17 protein-coding genes are annotated in these 19,805 nt (G+C 73.7%); 7 read left to right on the forward strand and 10 right to left on the reverse strand.

Translation table 11 applies throughout. The features are described from left to right. Window positions 1-36: 36 nt before the first annotated feature. The 7 genes from OG455_RS33685 to OG455_RS33715 form a co-directional block, all read right to left on the reverse strand. On the reverse strand, window positions 37-882 hold the full coding sequence (locus OG455_RS33685; RefSeq protein ID WP_266300075.1) for a class II fructose-bisphosphate aldolase: 846 nt from the start codon (window positions 880-882) through the stop codon (window positions 37-39). Then, window positions 860-1,795, reverse strand: coding sequence for a 1-phosphofructokinase family hexose kinase (locus tag OG455_RS33690; protein ID WP_266300076.1), 936 nt, complete (start codon window positions 1,793-1,795; stop codon window positions 860-862). Before OG455_RS33690 ends, OG455_RS33685 begins: the two co-directional genes overlap by 23 nt. Then, window positions 1,792-2,763, reverse strand: a complete 972-nt coding sequence (locus OG455_RS33695; protein ID WP_266300077.1) for an ROK family protein — start codon at window positions 2,761-2,763, stop codon at window positions 1,792-1,794. The genes OG455_RS33690 and OG455_RS33695 overlap by 4 nt, the downstream gene beginning before the upstream one ends. After that, the gene (locus tag OG455_RS33700) at window positions 2,756-3,706 is read right to left on the reverse strand and encodes an SIS domain-containing protein (protein ID WP_266300078.1); all 951 of its coding nucleotides are present in this window, start codon (window positions 3,704-3,706) and stop codon (window positions 2,756-2,758) included. Before OG455_RS33700 ends, OG455_RS33695 begins: the two co-directional genes overlap by 8 nt. Before the next feature lie 185 nt (window positions 3,707-3,891). Next, window positions 3,892-4,737 (reverse strand): carbohydrate ABC transporter permease, encoded by an 846-nt coding sequence (locus OG455_RS33705; protein ID WP_266300079.1) that lies wholly within the window; start codon window positions 4,735-4,737, stop codon window positions 3,892-3,894. Then, window positions 4,737-5,672: a carbohydrate ABC transporter permease gene (locus tag OG455_RS33710; protein ID WP_266300080.1), complete on the reverse strand. Its 936-nt coding sequence runs from the start codon at window positions 5,670-5,672 to the stop codon at window positions 4,737-4,739. Before OG455_RS33710 ends, OG455_RS33705 begins: the two co-directional genes overlap by 1 nt. A gap of 117 nt (window positions 5,673-5,789) precedes the next feature. Next, a complete protein-coding gene (locus OG455_RS33715; protein ID WP_266300081.1) occupies window positions 5,790-7,070 on the reverse strand; it encodes an extracellular solute-binding protein in 1,281 nt (426 codons plus the stop codon). A gap of 471 nt (window positions 7,071-7,541) precedes the next feature. Here OG455_RS33715 and OG455_RS33720 point away from each other — a divergent pair, with 471 nt between their 5' ends. Further along, a complete protein-coding gene (locus OG455_RS33720; protein ID WP_266300082.1) occupies window positions 7,542-9,533 on the forward strand; it encodes a ricin-type beta-trefoil lectin domain protein in 1,992 nt (663 codons plus the stop codon). A 139-nt stretch (window positions 9,534-9,672) separates the two neighbouring features. Then, entirely contained in the window at window positions 9,673-10,431 is a 759-nt protein-coding gene (locus tag OG455_RS33725) for a DeoR/GlpR family DNA-binding transcription regulator (RefSeq protein ID WP_266300083.1), read from the forward strand. 104 nt (window positions 10,432-10,535) lie between these two features. Here OG455_RS33725 and OG455_RS33730 read toward each other — a convergent pair whose 3' ends face one another. Then, a complete protein-coding gene (locus OG455_RS33730; RefSeq protein ID WP_266300084.1) occupies window positions 10,536-12,224 on the reverse strand; it encodes a glycoside hydrolase family 10 protein in 1,689 nt (562 codons plus the stop codon). A gap of 233 nt (window positions 12,225-12,457) precedes the next feature. On the opposite strand from OG455_RS33730, the gene OG455_RS33735 reads away from it, so the two are divergent. From OG455_RS33735 to OG455_RS33745, 3 genes are all read left to right on the forward strand, one after another. After that, a complete protein-coding gene (locus OG455_RS33735; protein WP_266300085.1) occupies window positions 12,458-13,273 on the forward strand; it encodes a helix-turn-helix domain-containing protein in 816 nt (271 codons plus the stop codon). 114 nt (window positions 13,274-13,387) lie between these two features. Beyond that, window positions 13,388-13,780, forward strand: coding sequence for a nuclear transport factor 2 family protein (locus OG455_RS33740; RefSeq protein WP_266300086.1), 393 nt, complete (start codon window positions 13,388-13,390; stop codon window positions 13,778-13,780). A gap of 329 nt (window positions 13,781-14,109) precedes the next feature. Continuing rightward, window positions 14,110-14,766 carry a response regulator transcription factor gene (locus tag OG455_RS33745; protein ID WP_266301053.1) on the forward strand — a complete coding sequence of 219 codons (657 nt, stop codon included), beginning with the start codon at window positions 14,110-14,112 and terminating at the stop codon, window positions 14,764-14,766. A gap of 10 nt (window positions 14,767-14,776) precedes the next feature. Here OG455_RS33745 and OG455_RS33750 read toward each other — a convergent pair whose 3' ends face one another. Then, window positions 14,777-16,084 (reverse strand): HAMP domain-containing sensor histidine kinase, encoded by a 1,308-nt coding sequence (locus OG455_RS33750; protein WP_266300087.1) that lies wholly within the window; start codon window positions 16,082-16,084, stop codon window positions 14,777-14,779. Between the two features lie 240 nt (window positions 16,085-16,324). On the opposite strand from OG455_RS33750, the gene alr reads away from it, so the two are divergent. Together alr and OG455_RS33760 are read left to right on the forward strand one after the other, a co-directional pair. Continuing rightward, complete coding sequence (gene alr / locus OG455_RS33755; RefSeq protein ID WP_266300088.1) at window positions 16,325-17,698, forward strand: alanine racemase; 1,374 nt, start codon at window positions 16,325-16,327, stop codon at window positions 17,696-17,698. Then, entirely contained in the window at window positions 17,691-18,815 is a 1,125-nt protein-coding gene (locus OG455_RS33760; protein ID WP_266300089.1) for a D-alanine--D-alanine ligase family protein, read from the forward strand. Before alr ends, OG455_RS33760 begins: the two co-directional genes overlap by 8 nt. 234 nt (window positions 18,816-19,049) lie before the next feature. Here the strand turns inward: OG455_RS33760 and OG455_RS33765 are convergent, their stop codons facing one another. Continuing rightward, window positions 19,050-19,499: a hypothetical protein gene (locus tag OG455_RS33765; protein ID WP_266300090.1), complete on the reverse strand. Its 450-nt coding sequence runs from the start codon at window positions 19,497-19,499 to the stop codon at window positions 19,050-19,052. Between the last annotated feature and the right edge of the window lie 306 nt (window positions 19,500-19,805).

Below are 19,805 nucleotides of genomic sequence, written 5' to 3' on the forward strand. Positions count from 1 at the left end.
CGACGTCGACCTACCGGCCTGGGCGGACCGTCCCGGTCACAGCAGTTGGCCGCCGGTCAGCACACCGAGCAGGCGTGCCACCTCCACCGCGACGGCGTCACGGGCGGGGCCGAGGTACTTGCGGGGGTCGGCGACCTCGGCGTGGGTGTCGAGGTAGGCGCGGGCGGCCTGGGTGAACGTCTTGTTCAGGTGGGTCGAGATGTTGACCTTCGTCATGCCCGCCCGGACGGCCTCGGCGAGGTCGATGTCGCTGACGCCGGACGAGCCGTGCAGGACCAGCGGGGCGCTGACGGCGTCGCGCAGGCGGGTGATCAGCGCGAAGTCGAGGACGGCGTCCCGGGTGAGCATGGTGTGGGAGCTGCCGACGGCGACGGCGAGGGCGTCGACGCCGGTGGCGGCGACGAACGCGCGCGCCTCGGCCGGGTCGGTGCGCACGCCGGGGGCGTGGGCACCGTCCTTGCCGCCGACCTCGCCGAGCTCGGCCTCGACGAAGACACCGCGGGCGTGGCAGTACGCCGTGATCTCGCGGGTCGCGGCGACGTTCTGCTCGTAGGGGAGCTTGGCGGCGTCGAACATGACCGAGGTGAAGCCGAGTTCGACGGCCTCGCGCACCAGGTCCACCGACTCGGCGTGGTCCAGGTGGACGGCCACCGGCACCCGCGCGGCCCTGGCGGTGGCGAGGGTGGCGAGCGCGACGGGTTCGAGGCCGCCGTGGTAGCGGGCGGTGTTCTCGCTGATCTGCAGGATCACCGGCCGCTCGGCGGCCTCGGCGCCGGCCACGATGGCCTGGGCGTGTTCGAGCTGCACGACGTTGAACGCCCCGACGCCCACCGCGTCTTCGGCGGCCTGCTGGACGATCTCATCGGTCGGGGTGAGCGGCATGGCGGTCCTCCACGGATATCGCGGTGCGGAAACGTCGGTAGGTGGCGGCGTCGAAGTCGCCGGCCATCGGGCAGGGCACGGCGGCAGCGGACAACGCCACGGCCTCGCGCAGCAGTTCGGGCCAGGGGGCGCCGGTGGCGAGTCCGGCGGCGAGCGCCGCGACGCAGGCGTCGCCGGCGCCGGTCGGGTTGCCGCTGAGCCGCTCGGGTGGCGTGGCGCGCCAACTGCCGTGCGCGGTGACGGCGTACAGCCCGTTCGGACCGTCGGAGGCGACCACCGCGCGGGCGCCCATGCTGCGCAGCTCGGCGGCCGCGCCCGCGATGTCCTGGCGGCCGGTGACGGCGGTGAGCTCGGCGGCGTTGGGCTTGACCACGTCCGGTCCGGCGGCGAGCGCGGACAGCAGGGGCGGGCCGCTGGTGTCCAGCACGGTGGCGGCACCCGCCTCCGCGGCCAGCGTGACGAGCCGTCCGTACGCGTCGGGCGGCAGGCCCGGTGGGAGGCTGCCGGAGAGCACGACGACCGACGCGTCGCCGAGCAGCCTGGCGTAGTGGGTGGTGAAGGCGGCCCACTCCGCAGGCGTGACGCTCGGGCCGCTCTGGTTGAAGACGGTGGCGTCGCCGTCCGCCCGGGAGACGACGGTGACGGTGCGCCGGGAGTCGCCCGCGATCGGCACCAGCTCGTCCGTGAGGCCGGCCGCGCGCAGTTCGCCGCGCAGCAGGGCGCCGGTCGGGCCGCCCGCGAGCCCGGTGACCGTGGTCGGTTGCCCCAGGGCGGCGAGTACCCGGGCGACGTTGACGCCCTTGCCGCCGGCGCGCTCGTGCGCGGTCTCGACGCGGTGCGAGGCGTGGGGGACCAGGGCGTCGACGAGGTAGGTGACGTCCAGGGCCGCGTTGAGGGTGACGGTGAGGATCACCGGGCCACCGCCGCCCCGGCGGGCCCGGGCACGCCCGCCCCCTCCGCCGCTTGCCAGGCGTGGAGCCCGGCGCCCAGGCAGCCGGCTTCGTCGCCGAGTGCCGCGCGCACCACGTTCGGCCGCCGCTGGAAGGTGAGGTGTTCGGCCAGCGCGGCCCGGACGGGTGCCAGCAGCAGCTCGCCGGCCTCGGCGAGCCCGCCGCCGAGCACGATCAGCTCGGGGGCGAGCAGGGTGGTGGCGGTGGCGAGCGCCGCCCCGAGCGCCTCGCTCGCGCGCGCCCAGACCGCCGCGGCGTCCGCGTCGCCGCGGGCCACCAGCGCGGCCACGCCGGCCGCGCCGTCGACGGCGTGCCCGGAGCGGGCGGTGTAGGCGGCGGCGATGGCGGGTGCGGCGGCCACCGTCTCCAGGCAGCCGTGGCTGCCGCAGCCGCACGGCGCGCCGTCGGGTTCGACCACCAGGTGGCCCAGTTCGCCGGCGTAGCCGCCGGCCCGCAGTGGGTGGCCGTCGCTGATCACGGCGGCCGAGATGCCGGTGCCGATGGCCACGAAGAGGACGTCGCGGGCGCCGCGGGCGGCTCCCAGGACGGTCTCGGCGTACCCGCCGGCCCGCACGTCGTGGCCGAGCGTCACGGGCAGGCCGGTGCGGCGCGCGAGGAGGTCGGCGAGGCGCAGGTCGCGCCAGCCGAGGTTGGCCGAGAAGACGGCCAGTGCCCGTTCCTCGTCCACGATGCCGGGCACCACCACGCCCGCCCGGCGGACCGTCAGCGCGTGGTGCGCGGCCTGCTCGGCGAGCGTGGTGAGGGCGGCGGTCACCGCGTCGAGCACGGCGTCCGGGCCGGCGCCCCGCGGGGTCGGCCGGCGCGCGGTCAGGACCGGCTTCAACTCCCGGTCCAGCAGCGCGCCTTTCATCCCGGTGCCGCCGACGTCCAGGGCGATCACGCACTCGCCCTCATCGTGCGGCTCAGGCATCGCCGGGCTCCAGCACCACGGAGCGGGTGAGGTTGCGGGGGCGGTCGGGGTCGAAGCCGCGGGCCTCGGCGATCGCGACGGCCAGCCGCTGGGCCCGGATCAGGTCGGCGAGCGGGTCCAGGCCCCCGGCGGCGTGCTGGGATTCGGCGACCAGGGTGCCGCCGACCCGGGCGATGTCGCCGGCCAGGCCGGTCGGCAGGGTGCCGAACACCCAGGCCACCCGGCCCGGTCCGGTGATGCTGATCGGGCCGTGCCGGTACTCCATGGCGGGGTAGGCCTCGGTCCAGGCGCCGGCCGCCTCGCGCATCTTCAGGCCCGCCTCCAGTGCCAGCCCGTAGGTCCAGCCGGTGCCGAGGAAGGTGAACTGCTCGGCGCCGAGCACCTCTTCGGCCAGCGGCGCGGCGATCGCCCGCTCGGCGTCCCGGGCCGCCTCGGCGATCGGGCGCACGCCGGCCGGCAGCGCGTCCTCGGCCTCCAGGTGGGCGCGGAGCAGGGCGAGCACCGTGGTGGCGAAGCGGGTCTGCACCACCGACTGCTCGTCGGCGAAGTCCAGCACGACCACGGCGTCGGCCGCCGTCATCACCGGGGTGGCGGGGTCGGCGGTGATCGCGGTGGTGGCGAGTGTGCCCCGCAGGCGGCCGAGCAGCTCCAGCACCTCGGTGGTGGTGCCGGAACGGGTGATCGCCAGGACGCGGTCGTAGTCGCGCGGGCCGGGGAACTCCGAGGCGGCGAACGCGTCGGTCGTGCCGTGACCGCCGCTCTCGCGCAGCACCGCGTAGGCCTGCGCCATGAACCAGGAGGTGCCGCAGCCGATCACGGCCACCTTCTCGCCCCGGCGGGGCAGCGCGGCGGCGTGCTGCGGCAGCGCGGCAGCGGCCCGGCGCCAGCGGTCGGGCTGGGTGGCGATCTCGACCGAGGTGAGCGAAGACGTGGTGGTGGGCATGCGGCAGCTCCTTCAGAGTAAGTTCCGAGCAGGCACTGATGCTCGATGATGACTGATTTCTAGCATCTGTGCGCAGAAATAATCAATAAGAGCGGTCCCGCTGCGCAGATACGTGCACCTCGGGCGCAGATGGCTGCGGCCGGGACGCCCTCCTGGGCGTCCCGGCCGCAGCCATCCACGCGCGGCTACTTCACCGACCCCGCGGTCAGCCCGGAGACGACCTGGCGTTCGATGAAGGCGAAGAGCACGACGACCGGCAGGATCGCGATGACGGAGCCGGCGAAGAGGTAGTTCCACTGGACCGTGTAGTCGCCGATGAAGCTGTTGATGCCCACGGTGAGCGGCTGACTGCTCGGGACGGTGGAGAGGGTCAGGCCCATCACGAACTCGTTCCAGGCCGAGATGAAGGTGAAGATCACGGCGGTGACCACGCCCGGCATCGCGAGCGGCAGCACCACCCGGCGCAGCGCGCCGAACCGCCCGAGGCCGTCGATCATCGCGGCCTCCTCCAACTCCACCGGTATCGAGCCGATGTAGGCGGTGAGGATCCAGATCGCGAACGCGAGGTTGAAGGCCGCGTTGCACAGCACCAGCGTCCAGACGGAGTTGAGCATGCCGAACTGGAAGAACTCGCGGTACAGGCCCACCAGTAGCGAGGTGGGTTGGAACATCTGGGTGACCAGCACCAGCAGCAGGAAGTACTTGCGGCCGCGGTACCTGACCCGCGCGGTGTAGTAGGCGGCGGGCAGCGCGACCAGCAGGGCCAGCAGCGTGGAGCTGGCGGCGACCAGAAGGGTGACCTTGAGGTTGTCGCCCAGGGTGGAGTCGCGCCAGACGTTGACGAAGTTGGACCAGGCGAAGTGGTGGGGCAGGTAGCCGGGGTCGCGCAGTTCGTCGGCGGGCCGCAGGGCGGTGATCACCATCTCGCCGTAGGGCAGCAGGAAGAGTGCGGCGAGCAGCCAGGCGATGGCGGTGACGATCAGGGTGCGCGGCCGGATCCTGGGCTTGGCCGAAGACATCTGACGGGCCATCAGCCCTCCTCCTCGTTCCAGCGGCTGACCTTGAGGAAGACCAGCACCATCACCACGACCAGTGCGAAGTTGACCACCGACATCGCGGCGGACTCGCCGATGTCGGTGTCCTTCAGCTGGTACATGAAGACGGTGGTGGTGGAGGTGGCGCTGGCCGGTCCGCCGTGGGTCATGGCCCAGATGATCGGGAAGGAGTTGAAGACGTTGATCAGGTTGATCACCACGCCGACCAGGAAGGCGGGGCGCAGCAGCGGCAGGGTGATCTTGCGGTAGGTCTGCCAGGTGGAGGCGCCGTCGACCCGGGCGGCCTCGTACACCTCGCCGGGGACGGTCTGCAGGCCGGCCAGCAGGGTGTAGGTGGTGAACGGCAGCGAGACGAAGACCGCGACGAACATCATCCAGGGCCAGGCGGTTGCGGGTGTGCCGAGCCAGTCCTTGGGGCCGTTGATCAGGCCGAGGTCGGTCATCGCGGTGTTCAGCACGCCGGCGGTCTGGTTGAGCATCCACTTGAAGCCGATGGCGGTCATCAGGACGGAGGCGGCCCAGGGGGCGATCAGCGCCCAGCGGGTCAGTCGGCGGCCGGGGAACTGCTGGTCGAAGAGTTGTGCGAGGGCGAGCGAGAGCAGCATGGTGGTGGCCACCACGACCAGTGTCCAGACGACCGTCCAGATCAGCACGTGGCCCAGGTCGGGTTCGCCGAAGAGTTTGCGGTACTTGTCCAGGCCGGCCGAGCCGCGGACGAAGCCGCTGCTGCTGATGCGCAGGAACGAGGTGTGGACCATCTCGTAGACGGGCCACAGGACGACCAGCGCGATCAGCAGGACGGCCGGGGCGATCCAGGGCAGCGGGCCCAGCCGCTCCAGCTTCGGGCGCCGTCGCGCCGGGGCGCCCCGGGCGGGCCTGGCGGCCCGGGGCGCGGCGGGGGTGTGGGACACGGGTGGTGCCTTCCGTGCGTGTGCGGCGGCGGGCGCCGCACGGCTTGCGGCGTGCGGGTGCCGCGGGCGGGGTCCGGTCGGCGGCGTGCGGACCCCGCCCGCGGTGCGGGCTGGCTGCTACTTGTCGGCGACGGCGTCCTGGGCCTTCTTCTGCAGGTCGCCGAGGACCTTGGCCGGGTCGCCGCTGACGGCGGTGCCGATGCTCTGCTTCATCGCCGCCGAGACGGTGTCCCAGGTGGTGTCGCCCAGCGGGTAGAAGGAGGCCTGCGGGAGGAGCGCGAAGAAGGGCTCCAGGTCCTTGTGCTTGCCGCTGGTGGTCATCGCCTGCAGGGTGTCCTGGGTGACCGGCATCAGGTTGTACATCTCGTCGAAGGTCTGCGTGTTCTGCTCGGAGTACGCGAAGTCCAGGAACTGCTTGATCTGGTCCTTGTGGCCGTTCTTCTTGAAGGCCATCATCCAGTCGGCCACGCCCAGGGTGGACTTGAGCGCGCCGGTCTTGCCGGGGATCGGGGCGACGCCGTAGTCGACCTTGCCGTCGGTGGACATCTGGATCAGCGAGGGGTGGCCGTTGAGCATCGCGGCCTTGCCCGCGGCGAAGTCGGCGAAGGCGGTCTTGCGGTCGGTGGTGGCCGGGTTGGGGTAGGTCAGGCCGGGGGCGACCAGGTTGGTCTTGAGCCAGGAGAAGGTGTCGATGTTGGCCTGGCTGTTGAGCGTGTACTTGCCCGAGGTGTCGGTGGGGCCGCCGTCGTTGCCCAGCTCCCAGATCATGCTCTCCGCCTGCGCCTCCTCCGGGCCCAGCGGCAGCGCGTAGGGGGTGACACCGGGGACCTTGGCCTTGATCAGCGCGGCGTCGGCGGCGACGTCGGCCCAGGTCTGCGGCGGGGCGGCGATGCCGGCCTGGGCGAAGATCGCCTTGTTGTAGAAGAACGCGCGGGCGGAGGAGACGAAGGGGATGCCGTACTGGACGCCCTGCACCTGGCCGGCGGTGGCGAAGGAGGGGATGAAGCTGCCCGCGGTGGTGACGGACAGGACGTCCGAGACGGGGTAGAGCAGGTTGTCGGCGACCTTGTCGGCGTAGCCGCCGGTCTGCACGATGTCCGGCACGTTGCCGCTCTGGATCATCGTCTTGACCTGCGCGTCGATGTCGTTCCAGTTGATCACCTGGACGTCGACCTTGATCTTCGGGTTGGCGGCCTCGAAGTTCTTCACCACGTCGTTCCAGTAGAGCGTGGAGCTGTTGGACGCCTTGTCGCCGTAGTCCGCCGCGACCAGCTTGAGGGTCACCGTCCCGCCCGCCGCGGAGCCCCCGCCGCCCCCGCTGCTGCCGCACGCCGTGAGCGTGAGAGCACCGACCGCACAGACCGCCGCAAAGCTGAGCACTCGCTTGTTCACTGCCATTACCGCCTTCGCACCGTCGGATCCGCGGTCGCACACCGGGCCCCGCCTGAGGGTTTTCAGGTCTGCCGAGCCGGACGCCCCGCGTCACTCTGGCACTGGATGCGCGAACCTGCGCAGACCTGGCAATTTTCGAGCAGATACGAAACGGATCTGCCGCGCCACGGAGTATTCACCAGGTGGGACGCCCAGGTCCAGACGTCGTTACTGGACTGTTGTTCTGGCCTGCCCCGGTCGGTCAACGGGTGCGGCCGGTTCGGTCCGAGGAGGTGAGCGGCCGCGAATTCTGCGCGTTCTTGTTGACGACACCCAGGTTTCGCGCAGATTATGTCACCCACTCGATGCGCGCGCCCCGCCTTCCGCGGGTCTGCCCGGCTCCCCGTCCCCACGGCCGAGAGCCGGCGACGGGCCGTCAGCCCTGTTGCCCGCCCTGCGCCCCGCGTGCACCACCCTCGCCCTAAGGAGTCCACCCCCGTGGCATCCAGCGCACTCCGCAGACCCCTGCTGGCGGTCCTGACCGCCGCCCTCGTCCCGGCCGGCTGCCTGCTCGGCAGCGGCGCGGCCGCCGCCGACGACGGCGTCACCCAGGCCGCCGCGAACTACTCCGCGGCGGCCACCCCGAACACGCCGATCGCGCCCGTGCCGCCGATGGGCTTCAACAACTGGGCCCGCGCCACCTGTACGCCGCAGGCGCCGCTGGACGGCTCCGACCGGTCGGCCTACTCGTTCCAGCAGTACATGGAGGACAACGCCAAGGGCCTGGCCGACTCCGGCCTGATCGCGGCGGGCTACAAGACGGTCACCGTCGACGACTGCTGGATGTACCGCAACAGCGCCGGCTACCTGCACGGCGCGCTCAACTGGGGCGGCGCCACCGACGTGCGCGACAGCACCGAGCAGCCCGGATTCGACTACGAGTTGACCGCCTACGGGAACTATCTGCACAGCCTGGGCGCCGAGTTCGGCATCTACGAGACCTCCGGCACGCACACCTGCAGCACCGCCGCGCCGACCGCCCCCAACCTGCCCAACGGCAGCGAGTCCTACGAGCAGAGCGACGCCAACTCCTTCGTCTACTGGGGTGTCGACGAGCTCAAGTACGACAACTGCGGTGCCCAGGAGCCCATTCCGACGCTCGACGCGCGGATGTCCGGCGACCTGAACGCGGCGGTCACCAACGCGAACAGCGCCGGTACGCCGACGCCGAACGTCATGTTCAACATCTCGGCCCCCGCCGGACTGGGCAACGGCTCGGCCAAGTTCGCCTCGATGGACTCGGTGCGCGGCCTGGGCCAGCTGTGGCGGGTGGGCCCGGACATCTGGAACTACGGTGACGGCAAGGACCCGTGGAACCAGGCGCTGCCCAGCGGCGGCTACAACTTCGGTGCCTACCAGAGCTTCGACAACACCCTGGAGCTGAGCCGCTACCAGGGCCCGGGCAACTGGAACGACGCCGACATGCTGCTGATCGGCGACAACGGCATGACCACCGCCGAGGAGCGCAGCCAGCTCGCGCTCTTCTCCTCGCTGGCCGCCCCGCTGGTGATCTCCACCGACGCCCGCAAGTTCGAGCCCTCCTACATCGCCGCGCACCCCGCCGAGGCCGCGCACCTGAACGCCTCGGTGGCCATCCTCGGCAACTCCGAGGTCGTCGCGGTGGACCAGGACCCGCTGGGCGCCGGCGGCTACCGGGTCTCGGGCGGCGGGGCCAACGCGGACGGCAGCCCGGCCGCCGCCAGCGGCATCGACGTGGTGGTCAAGCCGTTGGCCGACGGCAGCCGCGCGGTGGTCGTCCTCAACAAGGGCCCGGCCACCGTCCCGTACACGCTCTCGCTCGCCAACCTCGGCTTCTCGGGGACGGGCTGCGGCTACAGCGTCCGCGACCTGTGGGCGCACAGCACCAGCACCTCGACGGGCACGGTCGCGCTCAGCATCGCCTCGCACGACAACGCGATGCTGAAGATCACCCCCCAGCAGGGCTGCGGCACCGTCACCCCGCGCGGCCAGATCACCGCCTCGCGCGACAACTGGGGCAAGGCGTCCCTCTGCCTGGACAACAACGCCTCCGGCACCGCCACCAACAACCCCGTCGACGTGTATCCCTGCACCGGCAACTCCAACCAGCAGTGGCAGCGCAACGCCGACGGCTCCGTCCAGCTGATGCAGAGCGGCGCGGCCAACCTCTGCCTCACCGCACAGAGCGGCACCAGCACCGGCGCGCTCAACGGCCAACCCGGCCGCTGGGCCGGCGTCGCCCCCTGCGGCTCGTCCCCGGGCAACCAGACCTGGACCTACAACCGCGACGGCAACCTGAAGCTCGCCGGCACCACCCAGTGCCTGGACGTCTACGGCGGCACGACCACCACCAGCGGCACCCCCGTCGACCTCTACACCTGCGGCACCTCGCCCAACGTCCAGACCAACCAGACCTGGGCGGCGCCCTTCGCCACCCCGCCGACCGCCTGACGCCTGCTGCCTGACGCGCGCCGCCAGGCACCACCCACCCACCCACCCACTAAGGCACCCGCGCCCGGCCGGGCGGCTCCCGCGGCTCCCGCGGCCACTGACCGGCCGGGCCCCGAGACCCGAGGGCTACACTCTCCGCATGCTCAAAGCTGATCGAACTGCGCGCATCCTTGACCACATCGCCACCGTGGGCAGCGCAGACGTGCACGCACTCACCGAGCTGCTCCAGGTCTCGGGGGCCACCGTCCGCCGCGATCTGCAGGCCCTGCACGACCAGGGCCTGCTGCACCGCACCCGCGGCGGCGCGGTGACCGGCACGGTCAACCTGGAGCTCCCGCTGCGCCACCGGGCAGGCCGCCAGCAGGCCGAGAAGCGGCGGATCGCCCTGGCCGCCGCCCGCCTGGTGCCGGACGGGGCGGTGGTGGGCATGACCGGGGGCACCACGGTCACCGAGATCGCCCGGGTGCTGGCCGAGCGCAGCGGGCTCACCATCGTGACCAACGCGGTCAACATCGCCGCCGACCTGATCGTCCGCTCCGACATCCGCCTGGTGGTCATCGGCGGCAACGCCCGGACCGCCAGCTACGAACTGGTCGGCCCGGCCGCCGAGCGGATGCTGAGCCAGTACCACCTGGACCTCGCCTTCATCGGCGTGGACGGCCTGACCGCGAGCGAGGGCTGCACCACGCACGACGAGGCGGAGGCGCACACCGACCGCGCGTTCCTGCGCGGCAGCGCCCGTTCGGTGGTGGTCGCCGACACCACCAAGATCGGCCGGGTCACCTTCGCCGAGATCTGCCCGCTCGCCGACATCGACGACCTGGTCACCGACGCCGCGCTCGGCGAGGAGCAGGAGAAGGCCATCGCCGACCGCGGCGTGCGCGTCATCCGCGCCTGACCGGCCGCAGCCCGACCGGCCGCAGCCCGACCGGCCGCCGCCTGACCGGCCGCCGCCTGGTACGCGGTGAGCGCCGCGCCGCGCCCCACCAGGCGGCGGCCGGCTCAGCCGCCCGGCAGCCGTACCGGGCCGCTCACGCCGCTCTCCCGCCCGGCGCGGTCGACGGCGGTCACCGCGTACCAGGCGCCCGGCGCGGTGGCCGCGGGCGTGTAGTGGTCGACGGCCAGGGCCGGGAGCAGCGCGATCAGCCGTGCGGGGTCGGCGGGCGGCCGGGGCCCCGGGTCGGTGTCGTAGCGGTAGAGGGCGTACTGGAACGGCTGCGGGCGCCGCGCCTCGCGCCAGGGGACGATCCGCAGGGCGGGCCGCCCCGCGGCGCGGTGCAGCGCGGGTGGCCCGGGCGGGGTGGCCCGGGCGAGCCGGGGCAGCAGCGGGCCCAGCACCGGGCGCGGCCAGTGCTCGGCGGCCAGCCGCCGGATCGCGCCGATCCGGTCGACCTGCACGGAGCGCGCGCTGAAGAAGAGGTCGCCGCCGATCGGCGGCAGCGTGGCGTTCAGGGCCAGGTGCCGGGAGAGTTCGGCGGGGTCCTGCCATGGGGCCGGGCGGTCCGGGGCGCCGGGGCGGGAGGCCGACTGCCCGATCCACAGCTGGGTGTCGGTCCCGGCGGTCTGCCGGGCCCACCAGCGGGCCAGGACGCCGTAGTCGGCGGCGCGGTAGCCGAAGTACCAGTAGAGCTGCGGCGCGAGGTAGTCGATCCAGCCGTTGCGGATCCAGCCGCGCGAGTCGCTGAACTGCGCGTCGTAGGACTGCAGGGCGTCGGTGGCGGAGCCGGCCGGGTCGGTGCGGTGGTTGCGCCAGACGCCGAACGGGCTGACGCCGTAGGCGGCTTCGGGGCGGGCGGCGCGGACCAGCTCGCCCATCTGACTGATCATCAGGTCCACGTTGCGGCGCCGCCAGGCCGCGCGGTCGGTGAAGCCACCGCCGTGGGCGGCGAAGGCCGCGTCGTCGGGGAACTGGCGCCCGTTCGTGGCCGGGTAGGGGTAGAAGTAGTCGTCGAAGTGCACGCCGTCGATGTCGTAGCGCACCACGGCGTCCAGGATGGCCTGCTGGACGAAGGCGCGCACGGCGGGCAGCCCCGGGTCGTAGTAGAGCTCGCCGTTGTAGACCGCCAGCCAGTCGGGGTGGCGCCGCGCGGGGTGGGTGGGCAGCAGGGCGGCGGGGTCGGGTTGGATCGCGACCCGGAACGGGTTGAACCAGGCGTGGAAGGCGAGGCCGCGCCGGTGGGCGGCCTCGACCATGAACGCCAGCGGGTCCCACCCCGGATCCTGGCCCTGCACCCCGGTCAGCCACTGCGACCACGGCTCGTGGGGCGAGGGCCACAGCGCGTCCGCCGTGGGGCGGACCTGCACGAAGACGGCGTTGAAGCCGATCGCCACCACCTGGTCGAGCAGGTCCGTGAAGTCCGTCCGCTGTTGCGCCGGGTTCAGGACGCCGCGGCGCGGCCAGTCGATGTGGTCCAGCGAGGTGATCCACAGGCCCCGCAGCTGCCGCTTGCGGGTGCTGCCGGTCGCCTCGGTCGCCTCGGCCGCCTCCGACGCCTCCGACGCCTCGGACGCCTCCGACGGCTCGGCCGGCTCGGCGGCGCTCACCGCCGCGGCCACCGGCCGGCCGCCGCCGCCCGCGGCGGTGAGCGCCGCCGCCCCCATCGCGCGCAGCACGGTGCGCCGCCGGGGCCGGCCGGCGGGGGAGGTCCGGCCCCGGCTGCCGGTGGCCGGGGTGGCGCGGGTGCGGTGCACGGCGGTCCTCCTGGGTCCTGGGCGGGCTCGCCGGACCATCCCCGGCCCGGCGCCGCGTCGAGCGGGACGGCGCGCCGGGAGCCCCGATTTCACCGGAACGGGATGAGCCGGTGCGGCCGAACGCCCCAAGGCACCCCCGGCGGCGCCCACGTCCGGGCACCGCGGGGCACCGCCGGTGCGGCTGCCATACTCGACGGTGCAGAGTCGTCGTGCCAGGGGGAGAGTGCCGCGGAATGAGCGTGTCGGAGCTCGGCGTGCGGCCCCAGGTCGGACCGATGCTGCGGGGGTGGCGTGAGCGGCGCCGACTGAGCCAGCTCGAACTCGCCCTGCGGGCCGGGGTGTCCGCCCGGCACGTCAGCTTCCTGGAGACCGGCCGGGCCAACCCCAGCCGGGCCATGGTGCTGCGGCTCGCCGAGCAGTTGGAGGTCCCGATGCGGGACCGCAACCCGCTGCTGCTGGCAGCCGGTTACGCCCCCGTGTTCGCGCAGACTCCGCTTGCGGACCCCGCGATGCGCCCGGTCCGCGATGCCGTCCGGCAGATCCTGCGCGGGCACGACCCGTATCCCGCACTGGTCGTCGACGGCGACTGGAACCTCGTCGACACCAACGGCAGCTTCGCGCTGTTCACCGAGGGTGTCGCCGCCGAGCTGCTGGAGCCGCCGGTGAACGCGCTGCGCCTGGCGCTGCACCCGGGCGGGATGGCGCCACGGATCGTCAACCACGGTGTCTGGCGGGCGAAGCTGCTGCACCGGTTGCGCCGGCGGGTGGCCGCCGACGACCGGCTGCGGCCGCTCTACGAGGAACTCCTCGGCTACCCCTGCGACCAGGAGGAGCCCGAGGTCGACGTGCCGGGTGTGGGGGACATCTGCATCCCGCTGCGGTTGCGGCACGGCGATCTGGAGCTGTCCTTCTTCGGCACGCTGGCCACCTTCGGCACGCCGCGCGACATCACCGTGGCCGAGCTGATCATCGAGTCCTTCTTCCCCGCCGACGCGCGGACCGCCGACGCCGTGCGTGCCATGGCGGGCCACTACCTCGGAGGTAATTGATCCCGCACGTCATGGCGGCGAGATTGGTCGTACCGAGTCCTCGGTCCTCAAGGACCAGGCGGCACGGCCTGATCGACCAGGACACCCCATGACCACGCGCACCGGAGGCACCCCATGAGCGACCCGAACGTGACGAGCGACCCGAGCGACCCGAACGCCTTCGTCGAGCGCTACATCGCGCTGTGGAACGAGCCGGACGCGGAGCTGCGCCGCAAGCGCATCGCCGACCTCTTCGCGCCGGACGCCGCGCACTTCACCCCTTCGCAGGAGGTGCGCGGGCACGCGGAGCTCGAAGTCCGGGTCACCAAGGCCTTCGACAGCTGGGTCAGGCCGGGGGAGCACGCCTTCCGGGCCGTCCGGAACGCCAACGGGCATCACGGCGCGGTGCGCTTCAACTGGGAGATGGCGCACCTCGCTTCGGGGGAGGCGGTGTCGGTCGGGTTCGACCTCGTCCTCCTCGACCAGGACGGCCTGATCACCAGCGACCACCAGTTCATCGACCGCTGACGCCGGGGCGGGCGGGGTCGGCCGGGCTCAGCCCGCGTGTCGCAGGTCGGTCAGCGCCAGTGCTCGCCGTAGGTGCGCACGGCCCCGCCGCTGCTGTAGAAGTAGCGGTCCGCCTGACGCGGATCCGCCCCCGAGCGGACGGTATGCCCTCGGGCACCGCGCGCAGAAGTGCGGAGGCGCTTTGCTGAGCGCGATTTGAGCGAAGCCGGACCCGCACGGCCCGCGGCCTGGTGGCGCGGCTGGCCGTGCGGGCGCAACCGTTCACCTCGCACCGGCGTCCGATGCGAATATGGGGGTCGGTGATCGGAACGAGGGTGGGCGGGGCTGTCGTGCGCGTGCTGGTGGTCGAGGACGAGGAGATGCTGGCCAGGGCCATCGCCGAGGGGCTGCGGCAGGAGGCGTTCGCCGTCGACGTCGTGCACGACGGGCAGGCGGCGCTGGAGCGGGTGAGCGTGCACACCTACGACGTGATGGTGCTGGACCGCGACTTGCCGCTGCTGCACGGGGACGAGGTGTGCCGGCGGGTGGTCGCGGACGGCCTGGACGTGCGGGTGCTGATGCTCACCGTCTCCACCACGCTGGCCGAGCGCGTCGCCGGTCTGAACCTGGGTGCCGACGACTACCTGGCCAAGCCGTTCGCCTTCGCCGAACTGGTGGCCCGGATCCGGGCGCTGGGCCGGCGCTCGCGCCCCGCCACGCCGCCGGTGCTCGAACGGGCCGGCCTGCGGCTGGACCCGCACCACCACGCGGCCAGCCGGGACGGGCGCCCGCTCGCCCTCTCCCGCAAGGAGTTCGCCGTCCTGGAGGAGCTGCTCAGCGCCCAGGGCGCGCCGGTCTCGGCCGAGCAACTGCTGGAGCGGGCCTGGGACGAGAACATCGACCCCTTCACCACGATCGTCCGGGTCACCATGCGCGGTCTGCGCCGCAAGCTCGGTGAGCCGGCGCTGATCGAGACCCTGACCGGAACGGGCTACCGCATCCCCTGACCGGCACGGGCTACCGCACCCCCTGGCCGCCGTGGTCGGTGGGCAGCACCACCCGCACTTCGAGTCCGCCGCCGAGCCGCGGCCGCGCGGTGGCCTCACCGCTGTGCGCCTGCGCGACCGCGCGGACGATGGAGAGGCCCAGACCGGTGCCCCGGGCCGAGCCCACCCGGTCGGTCAGGCGGCGGAAGGGGGCGAAGAGCACCGGGATCTCGTGTTCGGAGATCACAGGCCCGGTGTTGCCGACCTGCGCCTCGGGCCCGTACAGCCCGCTCCTGGTGCGCACGGTGACCACCCCGCCGGGGACGTTGTAGCGGATCGCGTTGTCCACCAGGTTGCGCAGCACCTGCTCCAGCAGGATCGGATCGCCGGTGGCCGGGGCGGAGGAGAGGTGGCACTCCAGGGTCACCTGCTGGCGGTCCGCCTCGGCCGCCGCCGCGGTGACCACCGCCTCGGCCAGGTCGGCCAGGTCGAGCGGCAGCAGTTCGGTCAGTGAGTCCTCGGCCCTGGCGAGGGTGAGCAGCGCGTCGATCAGCTTCTCGTGGCGCTCGCTGACGGCGAGCAGGTTCTCGCCGAGCAGGCTGATCTCGGGCGGCGCGGTGGGCCGGTTCATGGCGACCTCGACCAGGGTGCGGCTGACCGCGATCGGGGTCTTCAACTCGTGCGCGGCGTTGGAGATGAAGCGTGACTGGCCGGCGAAGGCCTGGTCGAGCCGGTCCAGCATGCTGTCGAAGGAGTCGGCCAGCGACTTCACCTCGCCGGGCGGCGCCTGCAGGCTGATCCGCCGGTGCAGCGTGCGGGTGGCGATCCGCTCGGCGTGCGAGCTGATCACCCTGAGCGGGCGGACCATCCGGCCGGCCACCAGCCAGCCCGCGGTGGTGGCGACGACGCCCACGGCGAGCACCGTCAGGCCGCCCTTGAAGAGCAGGTTGCGCTGCATCGAGGTCAGGATGACGCCCTTGGTGGCCGCCACCGAGGACTGCTGGCGGACCAGGTACTGCTGGACCGCGGGTGCCAGGTTCGGGTCGTTCGCGTAGTGCGGGGAGAACGCGAGGTCGAGGCAGTAGCGCATCGAGTTGTCGACCAGCACGACGGTGACGGCCAGCACCGCGGCGGCGGCGACGAAGAACATCAGGCCGAACACCAGGGAGAGCCGCACCCGCAGGCTGCCGCGCCACTCGCCACCGCGCCACCCGTCACCGCGCCACCCGTCACCGCGCCACCTGCCACCGCGCCACTCGTCACCGGGGCCCGTCTCCCGGCCCGGCTCGGGACCCCGCTCGGGCCGTCGGTCGGACTCGGGGGAGGCCGGTATGCGCATGGTGCCCGTTCGTCGTCGAGATCCGCCGCGCGAGGGTCACGAGGCGTCACATCCGCGCGGCTCGGACGGATCCGGCCCGCGCGGAGCTCCCACAGTATCGGGGGGCGGTGTGAGCTGGGCGTGAGTGATCACCTCACCGGGGTTTAACGGCGGCTGGGCTGGAGTGTGGTGCGGAACTGCGGAACTGCGGAAGACAGGAGGTCGGTGCTCATGCGGAGCGCGACGAGAGCACGGGGTGCCATGCCCCACGGCCGCCACGCGGCCCCCTCCGGAGCGGCCGGAGCGGCCGGAGCGGCCGGAGCGGCCGGAGCGGCCTGGGCGGCCTGGGCGGCCTGGGCGGCCGACCCGGTGCAGGCGGGTGACCCGGTGCCGGCGGGCGGTCAGGGCCAGCCGGCCGGCTACGCCGAGGCGGTGGTCGACCTCGGCGCGATCGCCCACAACACCCGCCTGCTGGCGGCGCGTTCGCGGGGCGCGCTGATGGCGGTGGTGAAGGCCGACGGATTCGGGCACGGCGCCGTGCCGGTGGCCCGCACCGCGCTGGCCAACGGCGCGAGCTGGCTGGGCGTCACCTCCACCGGCGAGGCACTGGCCCTGCGCGCGGCCGGCATCACCGCGCCGGTGCTCAGCTGGATGCACCTGCCCCACGAGGACTTCACCCCGGCGCTGCTGGCGGGGGTCGACCTGTCGGTCTCCTCCTACCTGCACCTCGCGGGCATCTCGGCCTGCGCCGAGCGCACCGGCCGCACCGCGCGGGTCCACCTCAAGATCGACACTGGGCTGCACCGGGGCGGTGCCGCCCCGGCCGACTGGGCGGCCCTGGTCCGGGCGGCCCGCGCCTTCGAGCAGCGCGGCACCGTGGTGGTCCGCGGCCTCTGGTCGCACCTGGTGGACGCCGACGGCGCCCCGGGTCGCACCGCGGGCCAGGTCCACGCCTTCGAGGAGGCCGTCGGGGCCGCCCGCGCGGCCGGGCTGCGCCCCGAACTGCTGCACCTGGCCAACTCGGCCGCCGCGCTGACCGACCCCGGCACCCACTACGACCTGGTGCGGGTGGGGCTCGGGCTGTACGGCGTCGAGCCGGTGCCGGGGCGGGCCTTCGGGCTGCGCCCGGCCATGACGCTGCGGGCCAGGGCCATCATGGCCCGCCCGGTGGCGGCCGGTGAGGGCGTGTCGTACGGGCACGAGTACCACGCCGAGCGGGACGGCACCCTGCTGCTGGTCCCGCTCGGGTTCGCGGACGGCGTGCCGCGCGCCGCCTCGGGGCGGGCCGAGATGTGGGCCGCCGGGGCCCGCCGCCCGGTGGCCGGCCGGATCGCGATGGACCAGTGCGTGCTCGACGCGGGCGGGGCCGAGGTCGGCGTCGGGGAGCCGGTGGTGCTCTTCGGGCCGGGGGAGCGGGGCGAGCCCACCGTGAGCGAATGGGCCGACTGGGCGGGCACCAACGCGCACGAGCTGCTCACGGGCATCGGTCCCCGGGTCCCCAGGCGCTACCTCCCGGCCCCCACGGCCGGACCTGCCACCGCCACCGCGACTGCCACAGCCACAGCCACAGCCACTACCACCGCCACTACCACCGCCACAGCCACCGCCATGAAGGAGGACGGCCACCGTGCCTGACCAGAACCGGATCCGTGTCGCGGTGCTCTTCGGCGGCCGCAGCGGTGAGCACGACGTCTCCTGCGCCTCGGCCGCGGGCATCCTCACCCACCTGGACCGCGCCCGCTACCAGGTGCGACCGGTCCGCGTCAGCACCGACGGCGAGTGGGTGCCGGGCCCCGTCGACCTGGCCGCCGGCAGCTACTCGGCGCCCGACCTCGCACGGCTGCTGCCGGGCCGGGGCGCCGCTCCCTGGGCGAGTCTGGTGGACGCGCTGCCGGTGCTCGGCGCCGCCGACGTGGTGCTGCCCGTGCTGCACGGCCCGTACGGGGAGGACGGCACGGTGCAGGGCCTGCTGGAGACGCTGGGCGTGCCGTACGTCGGCAACGGGGTGCTCGCGAGCGCGGCCGGGATGGACAAGGACGTCACCAAGCGGCTCCTCGCCTCGGCCGGCCTGCCGGTGGCGGCCTCGGTGCTGCTGCCCCGGCGGGAGCACGGGTTGACTCCCGGCGATCGGGAGCGGCTGGGCCTGCCGGTCTTCGTGAAGCCCGCCCGGGCCGGCTCCAGCCTGGGCGTGACCAGGGTGGACTCCTGGGACGCGCTGGAGGCGGCGGTGGACCACGCCCGCGTATCGGACAGCAAGGTGCTGGTGGAGGAGGCGGTGCTCGGGCGCGAGGTGGACGTCGCCGTGCTGGAGCATCCCGACGGCCGGCTGGAGGTCGGGCCGGCGCTGGAGATCCGGGTGCGCGGCGGGCAGGCGTTCTTCGACTACGACGCCAAGTACCAGGACAGCGCGACCCGGTTCGAGATCCCCGCCAGGTTGCCCGCAGGGATCGCCGAACGGCTGCGGGAGATGGCGGTCGCGGTCTTCGAGACGCTTGGCTGCGCCGGGCTGCTGCGCATCGACTTCCTGCTCAGGGACGGCACGGAGCCGGTGGTGAACGAGGTGAACACCTTCCCGGGCTTCACCGCCACCTCGCAGTACCCGCGGATCTGGGCGGCGACGGGCCTGCTGTACGAGGAACTGCTCGACGTGCTGATCGCCACGGCCCTGGCCGGCGCCGCCGACCGGTCCGCCCCCGGGGCCGGTGCCGCCGCGGGCCGTACCGCCGGAGCCCGCCTCACCGCGGCCCGGTGACCCCTCCGACGCGGCGGCGGGTGCTGGGTGTGGCCACCGTGCTGCTCGGCGCGGCCACCTGCGCCGCCTCGGTGGTCGACGCCCCCACCCTCCCGCAGGAGCCGGCCGCCCCGGAGCCGGCCGCCCCGGGTCCGGCCGCACCTCAGCCGCCGCCGTGGGACCTCGCCGGTACGCCGTCCGCCGACGCCCCGCGTACCTCCCCTCCCCGCCCGTCGCCCCTGCCGCGGTCGGACATCACTGCCGGGCGCCCCCGCGGCGGCGGGGCCGGAGCAGCAGCGGGGTGAGGGCCACCGCGGCGATCGCCTGGGCCCAGACCACCCGGGTCTTGTCGGCGTACCAGATCGGCTCGTACATGTTGGGCAGCGGCCCGTGCGCGCCGACGTCGACGTACCGGTAGAGCAGCAGGGCGGCCAGCCCGGCGACGGCGACCAGCCAGGCGAAGGCGTCGCCGATCCGGTGGCGCCAGAACAGGACGAGCAGCACGGCCAGGCCCGCCGCGGCGCCCTCGGCGCGGAAGAGCGTGCCCTGGCTGATGCTCGCGCTGACGGGGTCGTACCGGTCGGCCAGGTGGAGGTGGATCGCGGCGTCGACGGCCAGGCCCGCCGCTGCCAGCAGGCGCAGCGCGCCGCGCACCAGCTCCGCGGGTCCGAGGGTGCGGGTCGGGGGATCGGCGGGCGGGGTCACGGTGCCTCCAGGCTGGGCGAGGGCGGCACGGCGTCCGCTGCGGACAGCCCGCGCGAGCGGGTCGGGTGTGCGCGGCCGCGTGTGCGCGGTCGGGTCCTCGCCGGCAGCGGCGACCGTCTCTCCAGCATGCGCGCCGATCGCGGCCGCGGCGACCATACGGCCCTGGGCGGCGATCCGTACCGAATCCGTCCCCTCGGGGCCGCCTGAGGCCGAGGGCGGGTGCGTCGGCGGCCCCGGTCCGGGTCGGGGCCGCGCGGCGCACGGCGTACGGGGCACGGCGTGCGGCCGTGCCCGGATCGCGACCTG

The organism is Kitasatospora sp. NBC_01287, from assembly GCF_026340565.1.
In the GTDB taxonomy this organism is placed as follows: domain Bacteria; phylum Actinomycetota; class Actinomycetes; order Streptomycetales; family Streptomycetaceae; genus Kitasatospora.